Below are 12684 nucleotides of genomic sequence, written 5' to 3'. Positions count from 1 at the left end.
CTATGCTGATATCACGTAGTGAATGTCAGGGTAGACGCAGTCATGAAAACAGGCCTCCCCCGCAAGCAAAAAGGCGCTGTAGCGATTGAATTCGCTTTGGTGTTCCTCATCTTTTTCGCCGTGTTTTATGGGATTGTCACGTACAGTCTGCCGCTGTTGCTGATGCAATCGTTCAACCAGTCGACCGCCGAAGCCGTGCGCCGAAGCGTGGCACTGGACCCAAGCACCCCCGGGTACGACACCGCGGTAATAACCGTCGCCACCACGGAATTGAGCCGGCAACTGGCCTGGATTCCCGCCGCACTGAATTTCAATATCGCCACCGACGCCAGCGCCACCTACGTGGGCGGGGTGTTGAAGGTCAGCATCAACTACCCCACCAGCAAACTGCAGCAGGTCATCCCGTTTCTGAACCTGCCGGGGATTGGCCAGGTGCCCAATCTGCCGGCAACCCTCACCGCCAGTTCGAGCCTGCAATTTTGAGTTCCGCAGACAAACTCTTCGGCCGCCTGCTGAACCGCCATCCGCCTCAGCCGCTGGACACGTCAGACACCCTGAGTGTGCAAGGTGTCGGCTTGCAGGTGCATCTGGATGTCGAAGGTCGAGTGATTCACCTGACCGGCCCGCTGCGGCATGTGCTGGCCCAGCAGACGCCCGCGGCACAAGCACCGTACCTCCTCGATTTCCTCATGCCCCACAGCTGCCTCGCCGTTGAAGGCTCGCCTGCGGATTGGCTGGGACAGACACTGGATCTTGATTTTTACAGCCTCGGCGGACAACCCCTGCACCTGCGCGGCTGGGTCCAGCCGTTAGCCGATGCCTGGCTGTTGCAGATGCTGGACATCGGCGACTTGCTGCTCGAACGCCGACAATCGCGCAGCCGCGAGCAATGCCAGTTGCTCGCGGCGCAGATCGGCGAGCAGTTACGCCTGTGCAGCCTGACGCGCCTGCCCGAGGTGTTTGTGGAACAATTGCAAGGCCTGACCCAGCGCTTTCGCATTCCATGCGTCGCGGTGGCCTTGCTCGATGAACAGGAGGAAGGCTGGCAGATCCATCAGCATGATGCAGCGTTCGATGCGCCCCAATTGTGGCAAGACGCTCAGCGCCTGGGCACCGGCCTCGACAGCCTGAACGGCTCTGCGCCGCAACGCCTGACCCCCGGTGAACACCCCCGTTTGCAAGGCATCTTCGGCAATGCCGAAGGGTTCGCGGTGCCCTATCACGATGCTCAGGGTGTGGTCGCCTGGTTGCTGTGTGGCTTTTATCCGGTGCAGCAACATGCACCCGACATGAATGATCGCGACTGGTTGCAGCTCGCCGCCGCGCTCGCGGGCCCATTGCTGGAGCGTTTGCGCGAGCACCGGCACCATCTGCAACTGGAGCGACTGGAGTCGCTGCAAGCCTTGCTCGGCACCGGATGGTGGGAGGTGTTCAGCGACAGTCGCGAGGTGCAATTGGCGCCGTCGTTGGCCAGTAACCTGAACCTTGCGAGCGCCCGATTGCCGCTGCACAACTGGCTTGATCAGGTGCATCCCGCCGACCGTGAAGAGCTGAGCAGTCGCCTGCAAGCCTTACAGGACGAAGACACCCCGTTACTGCTGTGCGTGCGCCTGGCACAAACCCCGAACTGGTATCGCCTGCAGGGACAGGCCCTGGGCGTTGGCAAAAACCGGCGATTGGTGGGTTTCATGCTCGACATCAGCGACATCAAAAACCAGGAGCAAAACGCTGCAGCGGCCCATGCCCGACTGGACAATCTGATCGCCAGTTCACCGGCGGTGATCTACGTGCAGCGCTATGTCGAAGGTGCCCTGCAACCGACGTTTTTCAGTGACAGCCTGCTGCCGCTGCTCGGCTGGACACTGGTAGATTGCGCGGCGGGGACGTTGGTTGAAAGGGTTCATCCCGAGGACCGCGATCAGTATTTCGAGCGCACCCGACGCCTGTTGCGAGAAGGTTCGATTCGTACCCGCTACCGGTTGCGCGACAGTCGCGGCGATTACCACTGGATGCTCGATGAAGCCAGACTGCTGCGCGATGACCTTGGCCTGCCGGTGGAAGCCGTCGGCCTGTGGCTCGACGTCACCGAAGCGACCCTGGCCGCCGAGCAGGTGAAACAGAGTGAAGAACGTTACCGGATCCTGGTGGAAGACTCGCCGGCGATGATCTGCCGCTACCGCCCCGACCTGACCCTGACCTTCGGCAACCGTCCGCTGGCGACGTATCTGGAGTGCCAGCCCGAGCAATTGCCAGGGGTTAATCTGGGCACCTGGATGTCGCAAGAACAGCGCGAAACATTTCTCCAGCGGCTCGGCCAGCTGAGCCCGGAATTCCCGGTCAGCACCGCGGAAATCAACCTGCAACTGCCGGGACGGGAACATGCCTGGTGGGTCTGGTCGGATCGCGGGGTGTTTGATGAGGACGGCCGCTTGCTGGAGATTCAGGCCGTGGGCCGCGACAACACCGAAGTACGCCGCTCCCAGCAGCAGCTCACCCAGAGCGCCAAAATGGCCACCCTTGGCGAAATGGCCACGGGGCTGGCCCATGAAATCAACCAGCCGCTGAACGTGATGCGCATGGCCATCGTCAATGTGCTCAAGCGTCTGAACAACGGCGATGCTCAAATCGATTACCTGACCGACAAGCTCAACCGCATCGATGCCCAGGTGCAGCGCGCCGCCCGGGTGGTGGATCACATGCGGGTATTTGGCCGCCGCTCGGAGATCGAGCAGCATCCGTTTAATCCGGCGCAAGCCATCGAAGGCACGCTGTCGCTGCTGGCCGAAGGGATGCGCGGCAAAGGGGTCGACCTGCGGGTCAGCGACACTGGATTCGACGTGCAGGTGCGCGGTTATGTTGATCAACTCGAACAGGTGTTGATCAATCTGATGGTTAACGCGCGGGATGCGTTGCTCGGTAAACGCGAGGCCGACCGCGAGTTCAAACCGTGGATCTCGGTGTACGCCGAACATGATGCGCAGTCGGTGCGGCTGTGGGTCGAGGACAACGGCGGTGGTATCGATCCACGGTTGCTGGAGCGGATTTTCGAACCGTTCTTCACCACCAAACCCGTGGGTGTCGGCACCGGGCTCGGGTTGTCGGTGAGTTACGGCATCGTCGAGAACATGGGCGGAAAACTGAGCGTCAGAAACTCGATCGAGGGCGCACGGTTTTGTATCGAACTGCCGATTGCCGCCGACGATCAGATCACCAGCGTCGCTCGTCCTGAGTGACAACTGAGGTTGGCGCCGACATCGACCTTGTTCAGATCGATTCCCAGACTGAGCAGCAGCGTGTTGATCAAGGCGTCGAGTAACGGGCTGAGCACGCTGTTGATCGCGTTGACCAGCAATGTTGTGACGCTGCTGAGGATCACCCCCAGACCACCGACCAGACTGCCCGTCGGGCCGTACATGTCGACCTTGAGATTGGTCAGCGTGTCGGTAAGGCTGCTGACGATATTGCTGGTGGAATAGGAATAGTAGAACGGTGGCTGGTTGATCTCCGGCAGGCTGGTGGCCGGCGGTGCAGAATAGACGTGGGGCATGTTGGCGTTCTGCGCCACGGTCGTGTCGGCCATGATACTGATGCCGCCGCCGACGCCCGGAATCCGTGGGTCGCAGGAGATGGGCAGGAGCAGAATCCTCATACAGGTTTTCACCCCGATATCGATCACCTTCAACGGCTGCACCACTACCGCCGGTGGCGTGGTGTTGCTGCCGAAAGCGGTGGCTGGATCGATCTTGCCGATCTTCAGATTTACCAGCGAAGTGCTGGTGTTGGTGGTCAGGGTTTTGTTGGTGGTACTGACGCAACTGTAGGCAGTGACATAGCTGTTGGCGCTGGCAACGTCCAGCGCCACGTCGATACGTATCGGTGGCGGCAGCACGATGATGTCGGGAGTCTGACAGGGCACGAGCAAGGCACAGGTCAGTGAATTGAGCACTCCCACCAGGTTGAGATTGAGCAAGGCGTTCAGTGTGTTGGTCAGCGGGCCTGCCAGATCAGCCACCGCATTGATCAGCGCCACGATGGAATTGAGCACCGGCAAGTCGATCGACAGCAATGTCCTGATCTGGGCAGTTCGCACATAGATGCGGTTGGGCCCCAATGGAGCCAGCGCGGCGTTTTTCGGATTACCGATGGCCGACAGCTGCGGAGGCTCCAGCACCTGCACCCGGGCGGTGATTTGCGCCAGGCCTGCCAGATTGATCGGCAACGTCGCCACCAGGCCGTTTTTCTTGTTGGCCAGTTGCACGACAGCTTCGATCAGGTCGAACACCTTCAGATTGGTCGCCAGCGCCGAAATGTTGCTGCCAGTCTCGACGTGCAGCAGGTTACCGAGTACCACCGTCGTCGTGCCAGCCGCGACCTTGAGCGCCTGCAAACTCCCAATTGTCGCCGTCGCGCCGAGCGTGCCGCCAGGGTCCAGCACATTGACGACAGTCTGGACCAGTTGGCTGACGGCAACGGTAGTGCCCAGCACCTGGTCATACCCGGCGGTGCTGAGGTTAAGGTCGACCTTCAGTCGGTCGAGGTAACCGAGCAGGCTGATGTTGGTGTTCACCAACCCGTTCCAGCCCGCCACAGTGATGTTGACATTGCCGCCCAGCAAACCGCCGAACAGCGCGTTGAGCGTGGCGGACTTGCTGGTATCGACGCTCAGCGCCGTACTGCGGATGGTCAGCGAAGCCAGGGGTGGCGGTAATGCGGCCACAGCGGTGGCCGTCAGGTTAATGGTCGCTCCACGTGGGGCGCCACCGAACAGGGCGCCGACACCGCCGGCGAAACTCTGCTGGACCGAATGGCTGGCGATCACCCGAATGGCTTCGCTCTTGCTTGGGTCGGCGCCAAATACCCGAAGGTTATTGGCATCCAGGGTCAAGGTGCCGCAAGCGACCAGCAGATTGCGATTGGGGTCAGGAAGGGTGAAGTCGTTGCGGTTTGCGCTGTCGGTGGCATAGACGGTGGCGGTGTTGCCAGCAGCGCAATCCCCCCCTCGGGTAGACGCTTCAAGGGCGGCCATGTCCGCTACGCGCTGCAGGTCGCGTTTTTCCAGGTACAAACGACCGCTGTCGACCACGAGCAGCAAGAACATCAGGGCCATGCCCAATGTCAGCGCCGCCATCAAACCGATCGCCCCCCGTTGCCGGGACGGGCTGCGTAACTGCAAACGGGGAGACATCGCACACTCCTTTGCCGGTGCACAGCCGAGGGCTACCTCCATGGGTGAACAGAAGTGTAGACAAGACTTGGCGGGACTGCTGGCGACATGCCAGTGCAGACAACAAAAAACACTGTGGGAGCGAGCTTGCTCCCACAGTGTTTGGGTGGTGTTTATTTCGGTGGATAGTTGGCGAGGATTCGCCCGATTGTTTCACGTATCGCATTGGCGCGATCAGACGGATTCCGCGTACTGCTGAGCATCTGCTCGTCACTGCCGCGCCACACCAGCTTGCCGTCCTTGCCATCCAGCAGGTCGATCTGGATGATCGCTACGTTGTAGCTGACGTTACGGGTTTCGTTGTACATCGGCCCACCCCAGTAGCCATTCCACGGACCACCCCAACCGCCGCCGTAGTGGGTGGTCACTTGTTGCTGGCGCTGTTCGACGATCAGATAAGTTTGCACGCTCAAATCGCCCTTTTTTCCAGCGGCAGCCGGACGCAGGCCACGCTGATCCAGCTGATCGGCCACGGATTGGCGGATGCGTTGTTCAGTGAGGTCGCTCTTGATCCGTGGGTCATCGGGGCGATATTGCAGGGCAGGGTCTTTCCAGCTCCAGCTGCGATAGGCGGCGAAGTCGCGGCTGGCATCGAAGTCATGATTGACCTGGTTGGCGCAGGCACTGAGCAGCACGGCCACAGCCAGTAAAGCGAGACGGCGGAACATGATATTTCTCCGGTTGAAGACATGAACCTGCGCAAAGCGTCTTAACGACAGAAGCTAACTAGGAGGATACGCCGACATCGCCTTTTCTACAGCCTCCCGTATCGCATCGGCTCGCTCGCTCTGGCTGCCTCGGTTGCTGGTTTCGGCGCTGGCACTCCACACCGGTTGACCGGTGCCGGCATCAAACAGATCAACCCGCACCACCACGACCTGTTCCTGATAAGTCCGAACGATCGGCACGGTGTTGTACATGCCGTAACCGCTGCCGTAGCGGTTGTAACCGCCATAACCGCCGCCGTAGTAACCATAGTCGTCCCGAACCTGACGCAGGCGGGTTTCCAGGCGCAGGTCGGCGCTGACAAACAGATCCGCCGGGCGATTGTCGTGCAGCGGGCGCAAGCCTCGTTGATCGAGGGCATTGCTGACGGCTTCGGCGACCTGCGCCGAATCCGCCCAGGCGGTGCCCGGCGGCAGGCGTCCGTTGAGCCAGGCCCAGCTGCGGTAACGTCCGTAGTCGCGCGGCGGTGCCGGGTAGGCGCTGCGATCAAAGGTGTTGGCCGCCTGAGGCGGCGCGGGTGGCAGGGGGTTGGATGACGCCACATAAGGATTGCTGCCCTGACAGGCCGCCAACCCGAGACAGATCACCAATAACCCCGATCGACTGTTCATTTCGTGCTCCGATCAGACCGGCCGACAGATCCAGTGCAAGTAGCGCCCAAGCCCGGCAAAGCTTGGGTGACGACGGTGGGCCAGTTCCATTTCCAGCAAATCCACCAGTTTGGCGCGGGCCTGGAATTCCACCGGCATGTAATCGTGAAAAACCCGTACCCCGCTCTGGGTTTCGACCTGCCACAGGCCCTCAAGTTGCGCCGCCAGTTCACGTGGATCAAGGGGCTGCTGCGGCGTCAGGCTTTGCTTTTCGCCGGCCATGTCGTTCTTGCGCATCTTGCGGAAATGGCCTTTGAGCAGGTTGCGATAGATCAGCGCATCGCGGTTGTAGAAGGCCAGGGACAACCAGCCATCGGGCTTGGTCAACTGATGCAGCACGGGCAGGATCGCGTGGGGTTCGGCCAACCATTCCAGTACGGCGTGGCACAGCACCAGGTCGTAGGGTTCGGTGAGTTGGCGAAGCAGCTCCTGCCACGGCGCCTGTATGAATGTCGCTGTTTGCCCAGCATCGGCAAAGCGCTGGCGGGCGCCTTCGAGCATCGGCTCGGCAGGTTCGGCCAGCGTGACCTCATGACCGCGCTGGGCCAGCCACAACGACATGTGGCCCAGGCCGGCACCGATGTCCAGTACACGCAAGGGTCGGTCTGGCAGGGTTTCGGCCAGGTCGGCCTGAAGCACCGCCAGACGGATCGCACCTTTGGCACCGCCATAGATTTTTTCGGCGAAGCGGGTCGCCAACTGATCGAAATGACGGTCGCTCATCAGCTGAACCTCTTTTCGCTGTCCGCGAGCTTGCTGCGCACCACTTCATTCATGTCCAACCCCAACTCGCTGCACAGCAGCAATAGATAGAGCACGATGTCGCCGATTTCCTGCCCCGCATGGGTCAGTTTGTCAGCCGGTAACTGGCGCGACTGGTCTTCGGTCAGCCACTGGAAAATCTCCACCAGCTCGGACATTTCCACGCTCGCGGCCATGGCCAGGTTTTTCGGGCTGTGAAATTGCCGCCAGTCATTGTGGTCACGAATGGCGTGCAGGCGTTCGGTCAGTTCAACAAGGTTCATCGGGCTCTCCTGAAGGCGTATAGCTTCGGGGGGATCCTCAATCAAGGCAAGGTCTATGTAGCAGCTGGCGAAGCCTGCGTTCGGCTGCGCAGCAGTCGTCAATTCTGTGTGGGCGATTCGCCTGACACACCCAATTGCAGTGTTTCACGACTGCTTCGCACCCGAACGCAGCCTACGGCAGCTGCTACAAGGTTCTTGCGCCATACTCAAACGGTTCCGGCATCAGGGAACTCGTCACTGTTATCAATGGACCAAGGCTCAAGTCCGGCAACCACGCCATCACTTCCACCCCTTCCATCAAGGACGCTCACGACATGCAGGTAGAAAGTTTTTTCGAATGGCTCGGCCAGGCACTTGGTTCGGTTATCCGTTTCATCGTTGACGGCCTCAGTGGCTTGTTCAATCTGTTGAGCCACGCCGGCAGCAACTTTGTCGAAGGGCTGTCCCGTGCGCTGGGCATGGACGCGTCGATCATCAGCATCATCGCGTTGATTCTTGGGTTGATGCTGTTGTGGTCGGCGATTCGGGCGTTCATGAATGCGTCGATCATCATGGGGATCATTTGGTTGCTGTTGGGGCTTTGGTTGTTGAGCTGGATAATTCACTAGTGATCCGACAGGGACGCGGAGCGTCCCGGGCTGCATTCCCACGCAGAGCGTGGGAACGATCATGTCGCTACAATGCCCGCTCCCCGAAGGAGCCTGCATGTCCAACCTGATCGCCGACTGGCGCGACCGCCCAACCCATCGTCGAGTCTGGGCGCTCGCCGCCCCTATGATTCTCTCGAACATTTCCGTACCGCTGGTGGCGTTGGTCGACAGTACAGTCATCGGCCACTTGCCCCACGCTCATCAGTTGGGCGCCGTCGCGGTCGGGGCCAGCCTGTATACCTTTCTTGCCTGGGCCATGGGTTTTCTGCGCATGGGCTCCACCGGGTTCGCCGCACAGGCCGCCGGGCGTGGGGATGGCGCGGCGTTGCGGCAGATTTTGCTGCAGGGTCTGTTGTTGGCCATGGGCCTGGCGATTGTCCTGGGCACACTGGGTGTTCCGTTGAGCGGCGTCGCGCTGCACTTCATGCAGCCGTCGGCGGAGCTGGAACAGCTGACCCGCGAGTTTTTCCACACCCGCCTGTTCGGTCTGCCGGCAGCGCTGGCCAGTTATGCGCTGGTCGGCTGGTTCCTCGGCACTCAGAACGCCCGGGCGCCGCTGGCCATTCTGCTGAGCACCAACCTGGTGAATATCGCGCTAAACCTGTGGTTCGTCCTCGGGCTGGATTGGGGCGTGGTCGGTTCGGCCCGAGCGTCGGTGATCGCCGAATGGACCGGCGCGCTGATCGGTCTTCTGATGACCCGCAACGCCCTGCGCGCCTATCCCGGCCACATCGCCTGGGCCGCGCTGGCGCTGTGGCAGAGCTGGCGGCCGCTATTGGCGGTCAACCGCGACATTTTCATCCGCAGCCTGGCGCTGCAATCGGTGTTTTTCCTGATCACCGTGCAAGGCGCGCGGCTGGGCGATGCCACCGTCGCCGCCAACGCGTTGCTGCTCAATGGTTTGCTGCTGACTGCACACGCGCTGGACGGTTTGGCCCACGCCGTGGAAGCCCTTTGTGGGCATGCCATCGGTGCTCGCGATCGAGAGGCCTTGCGCCGCTCATTGGTGGTGGCCTGCGGTTGGTCGTTGCTGGCGAGCCTGGGATTTGCCGTGCTGTTCTTGTTCGCCGGGCATCTGTTCATCGAGATGCAGACCAACATTCAGAGCGTGCGCAACACAGCGTTCATCTACCTGCCCTACCTCGCCGCACTGCCACTGATCGCGGTCGGGAGTTACCTGCTCGACGGGCTGTTTATCGGCGCCACCCGTGCCCGGGAAATGCGCAACGGCATGCTGCTGACGGCGATTCTATTACTGCCTTTCGCCTGGGCGCTGCAAGGTTTGGGCAACCATGGGCTGTGGATAACGTTTCTGTTGTTCATGTTGCTGCGCAGCCTGACCCTCGGCGCGTTTGCCTGGTATCTGCACAAGAGCGACGGCTGGTTCGCAGGCAACGCTCACTGAGTCGGCGTGGCTTTGATGAAGGCCGTGACCTCATCCAGCACCGGAGCCAAACCGCGCATGGGCCGGGACAGCGTCGCCACCAGCGTGGCGTGGCTGGTGCGCGAGAAATACAGATCCTGCACCGGCACGCCCGCCTCGCGCAGTTTGAGCGCCAGACCACCGGTATTGCGGGCCGGGTTGACCAGCTCATCGTCGCTCGCGGCGATCAACAAGGCCGGCGGCGCGCCGCGACTGACGTGATTGATCGGCTGCGACTGCGGCGGTGAGTCCGGCCAGAAAAACACCGGACGCACATCCGGATTTTTAATAGGCAGAAAATCATAAGGCCCGGCCAGGCCGATCCAGCCGCTGAGGTTGTGTGGCGACAGGCCCACCGCCCCCAGTAACCCGGGGTCCAGTGCCAACATCGCGACGTTGTAGGCCCCGGAACTGTGGCCCATCAGGTACAACCGCTGCGGATTACCGCAATACTGCCGAATGTGTTCATGGGTCCAGGCCACAGCCCGGGCGCCATCTTCAAGGAACAGCGGATAACGCACCTGCGGATACAACCGATAGTCCGCCAGCACCGCGACTATCCCCCGAGACGCCAGCGCCTCGCCGACAAACCCGTAATCGCTGCGCGAACCGCTGTTCCAGCTGCCGCCGTAGAAAAACACCACCACCGGCGCGTTTTCCACGGGATGGCGCGGCACATACACATCGAGTTTTTGCCGCGGATCACTGCCATAGGCAATACCCTCGGTCTTGTCGAAGGTTCCGTTGGGGGTCAGCACATTGAGCAATTTCAGTGGCGAACATGCCGTCATCGCGGCAAGTAAAACGCTGCCGATTGCCAAGCTGAACAGCCGCCGGAGTGTGCTCGCCATCGATGTCGAACCTCATGTTCAGGGCTGATCGTTCTGCCATAGATTGCGCAGGTTATCGAGACGTTCCTGTTGGGTGACGCCCGGCAACGGTAGCGCAGGAAACGCGCCGGGGTACTGCAAGCGTAGCCATAACCAGCCATCGAGCACCCGACGTTCGCTGAAACCCAGCGCCAGCCCTTCCTGCACGTGGGACCACAGCGTGTGGTATTCGGTCCCGGTAGATTTGCTCCAGTGCCAAGTGTGCTGTTCCAACACACAGGTTTGCAGCTTTTCCCGATGACGAGGGCTGAGGTTTTCTTCAACCGCCAAAGGGCTGACGGCAAGCCCCGGGTTGACCAACTGTTGCCAGCCCTGACTGCCGACTGCGCGGTCGGCCCAGGTCCCGCCGAACCAGCGCAACTGTCTGATCGGACCCAGCCAGCGGCTCAGCTCCAGCGCATCGCAGGCATCAAAAAAGTAACTGGCGGTGTGTGGGTTGTAGTAACTCAACAAGGCCCGGTGATGTGGGTCGAAAGTGACCGTGAGCATCCGGCGCAAATGCGCCAGCAACGGCGACGACGACGTCTCACTGGCGACCAGCAAGCCTCGCCAGAGTGGCGCTTCGCTGTGGCACAACCCGGCCAGCACAGGGCATGTCCGAAGGTCGATCAGGGCCGGTCCATGTTCACGCAATGCATGCCACTCAGTGCCTTCGAACAACCAGAACCACCGGGCATGCGCAAACTTCTGTTGCAGTGTCGCCCGAGCCTGTGACGCACCCGGTACATCCAGCAATAGCCATTGCGGGGTCGCGGCGATCATGCCGCACCGCTCTGGCCAAACCGCATCGCCGCCCGGCAGGTGCAAAGGGCTTGCGTGCAATGGCTGAAACTGCCGCCACCGGGCAGCAGGCACAGCAACATCAAGGGCTCGCTCGATTGCAGCCATTCCTGCAGGCCTTCAATGGGCGGCCAATCATCGGTCGTGACGGGTGTTTTAGCCTCCTCAACAGGCTTTGGCATGTGAATAAACCCGGTGATCAACGGCTTATCCGGATCCCCCTCGATAAAGCTCACCACGACCTCAGCCCCCACACTCAACTGCGTGACTGCCGCGCCCCCCAGTTCAGCGGCCAACGGCAGCCAACAGTGACTGGGCGCCGCACCCTCGCCCTGATAGAGCCAGTCAAATTGCACGGCAACCGGTCTTGAGGCATCGGGCGGCGATTCATCGATGTCGACCACCCAAGCCCGTTGCAGGCTGTGCATCGTTGGTTTCGCTGCAGAGTGAGGCGATACAAAAGGCGCCTCCCAGTGAACCACGCGGATCTGGTTGCTGTAGGGGGCCATTGGATCCTGGCTCCCCTGATGCTCGACATGGGTCAGCAGCCAGAGATGGTTCCAGTCGGCAATCGGATGGCCGAACAGCGGCATCAGCTGACCACTGCGCAGCGACGTCAGGTCCGTACGACCTTCGGCACTTTGCGGGGTTCGTCGCCCTCTCTGAAGCTCGAACTGGCGCACTGCCGGTTGCTCGCTCTCGACCTCGAAGCGTGCATTTTCACCGAGGCGAAAATGCCCCTGACCCTCACCGAAAACCACGCAGTTCGCGTCCGCACGGTGTTCGAAGTGGTAATGAAGCTGTTCCTGGGCACACAAGCGCTGGAGAAACTGCAGGTCCGATTCCCGGTACTGCGTACAAAAGTCACGGGGCGGGTAATCGCCACTCAGCTCGAAACGCCGATCCTTGCCGGCAATGCCGTGTTCCTTGAGCACCTGATCAAGGATTTGCGGTACCGAGCGCGCGCTGAAGATTCGCTGACTGAAGCGCAGGGAAAGGCACGCCAGCTTCGGCCTCAGACGTATGCGGCAAAGCCTGACAGCCGGGTGATGGTCGTGCTGGACAAGTTCATGCAATTGTCCGTGGAAGCCGTTTTCCGCAGGCCCGACGTGCAAAAAGGCCGGACGGTACAGCAGGCTTGCAAGGTCGAGTGTCAGGTCATCGATGAGCAGATCCACGTCGAACACAAAAGGCTCGCTGATGGCTTCTCGACCGGTAAACGCCAAGACCTCAAAGGGGTCGGGCAAACCCTCTACATCCAGACGAAATGACGGCTCGTTGACTGGATCGAACATCGGCGATTCTCTACAGGAGGG

12 protein-coding genes are annotated in these 12684 nt (G+C 61.0%); 4 read left to right on the top strand and 8 right to left on the bottom strand.

The annotated features are described in order from the left end of the window. Positions 1-42 precede the first annotated feature (42 nt). Positions 43-483, top strand: coding sequence for a TadE/TadG family type IV pilus assembly protein (locus QK293_RS08830; protein ID WP_282376814.1), 441 nt, complete (start codon positions 43-45; stop codon positions 481-483). Beyond that, positions 480-3233: a PAS domain-containing sensor histidine kinase gene (locus QK293_RS08825; RefSeq protein ID WP_282376813.1), complete on the top strand. Its 2754-nt coding sequence runs from the start codon at positions 480-482 to the stop codon at positions 3231-3233. Before QK293_RS08830 ends, QK293_RS08825 begins: the two co-directional genes overlap by 4 nt. On the opposite strand, the gene QK293_RS08820 is transcribed toward QK293_RS08825, so the two are convergent. The 5 genes from QK293_RS08820 to QK293_RS08800 form a co-directional block, all read right to left on the bottom strand. Then, positions 3203-5185: a pilus assembly protein TadG-related protein gene (locus QK293_RS08820; RefSeq protein ID WP_282376812.1), complete on the bottom strand. Its 1983-nt coding sequence runs from the start codon at positions 5183-5185 to the stop codon at positions 3203-3205. The two genes, QK293_RS08825 and QK293_RS08820, sit on opposite strands and share 31 nt — an antisense overlap. Before the next feature lie 152 nt (positions 5186-5337). Continuing rightward, on the bottom strand, positions 5338-5892 hold the full coding sequence (locus tag QK293_RS08815) for a DUF4136 domain-containing protein (RefSeq protein ID WP_282376811.1): 555 nt from the start codon (positions 5890-5892) through the stop codon (positions 5338-5340). Positions 5893-5946: 54 nt separating this feature from the next. Continuing rightward, positions 5947-6561 (bottom strand): DUF4136 domain-containing protein, encoded by a 615-nt coding sequence (locus tag QK293_RS08810; RefSeq protein ID WP_282376810.1) that lies wholly within the window; start codon positions 6559-6561, stop codon positions 5947-5949. A 12-nt stretch (positions 6562-6573) separates the two neighbouring features. Continuing rightward, positions 6574-7323, bottom strand: coding sequence for a methyltransferase domain-containing protein (locus QK293_RS08805; protein WP_282376809.1), 750 nt, complete (start codon positions 7321-7323; stop codon positions 6574-6576). Next, positions 7323-7625 (bottom strand): MazG-like family protein, encoded by a 303-nt coding sequence (locus QK293_RS08800; RefSeq protein WP_282376808.1) that lies wholly within the window; start codon positions 7623-7625, stop codon positions 7323-7325. The genes QK293_RS08805 and QK293_RS08800 overlap by 1 nt, the downstream gene beginning before the upstream one ends. A gap of 314 nt (positions 7626-7939) precedes the next feature. Between QK293_RS08800 and QK293_RS08795 the strand changes: the two genes are divergently transcribed. After that, complete coding sequence (locus tag QK293_RS08795; protein WP_033059560.1) at positions 7940-8233, top strand: hypothetical protein; 294 nt, start codon at positions 7940-7942, stop codon at positions 8231-8233. Positions 8234-8330: 97 nt separating this feature from the next. Continuing rightward, entirely contained in the window at positions 8331-9680 is a 1350-nt protein-coding gene (locus QK293_RS08790) for an MATE family efflux transporter (protein ID WP_282376803.1), read from the top strand. Here QK293_RS08790 and QK293_RS08785 read toward each other — a convergent pair. The 3 genes from QK293_RS08785 to QK293_RS08775 are packed head-to-tail and all read right to left on the bottom strand — an operon-like array spanning position 9674 to position 12663. Next, a complete protein-coding gene (locus QK293_RS08785; RefSeq protein WP_282376801.1) occupies positions 9674-10549 on the bottom strand; it encodes an alpha/beta hydrolase in 876 nt (291 codons plus the stop codon). The two genes, QK293_RS08790 and QK293_RS08785, sit on opposite strands and share 7 nt — an antisense overlap. 18 nt (positions 10550-10567) lie before the next feature. Further along, positions 10568-11350: a DUF4123 domain-containing protein gene (locus QK293_RS08780; protein WP_282376799.1), complete on the bottom strand. Its 783-nt coding sequence runs from the start codon at positions 11348-11350 to the stop codon at positions 10568-10570. Continuing rightward, a complete protein-coding gene (locus tag QK293_RS08775; RefSeq protein WP_282376797.1) occupies positions 11347-12663 on the bottom strand; it encodes a contractile injection system protein, VgrG/Pvc8 family in 1317 nt (438 codons plus the stop codon). Before QK293_RS08775 ends, QK293_RS08780 begins: the two co-directional genes overlap by 4 nt. Positions 12664-12684 lie beyond the last annotated feature (21 nt).

Origin of the sequence: Pseudomonas sp. AL03, from assembly GCF_029960815.1 — a bacterium.
In the GTDB taxonomy this organism is placed as follows: domain Bacteria; phylum Pseudomonadota; class Gammaproteobacteria; order Pseudomonadales; family Pseudomonadaceae; genus Aquipseudomonas.
Note: the sequence above shows the minus strand (reverse complement) of the source record. Positions and strands in the feature narration are given on the sequence as shown.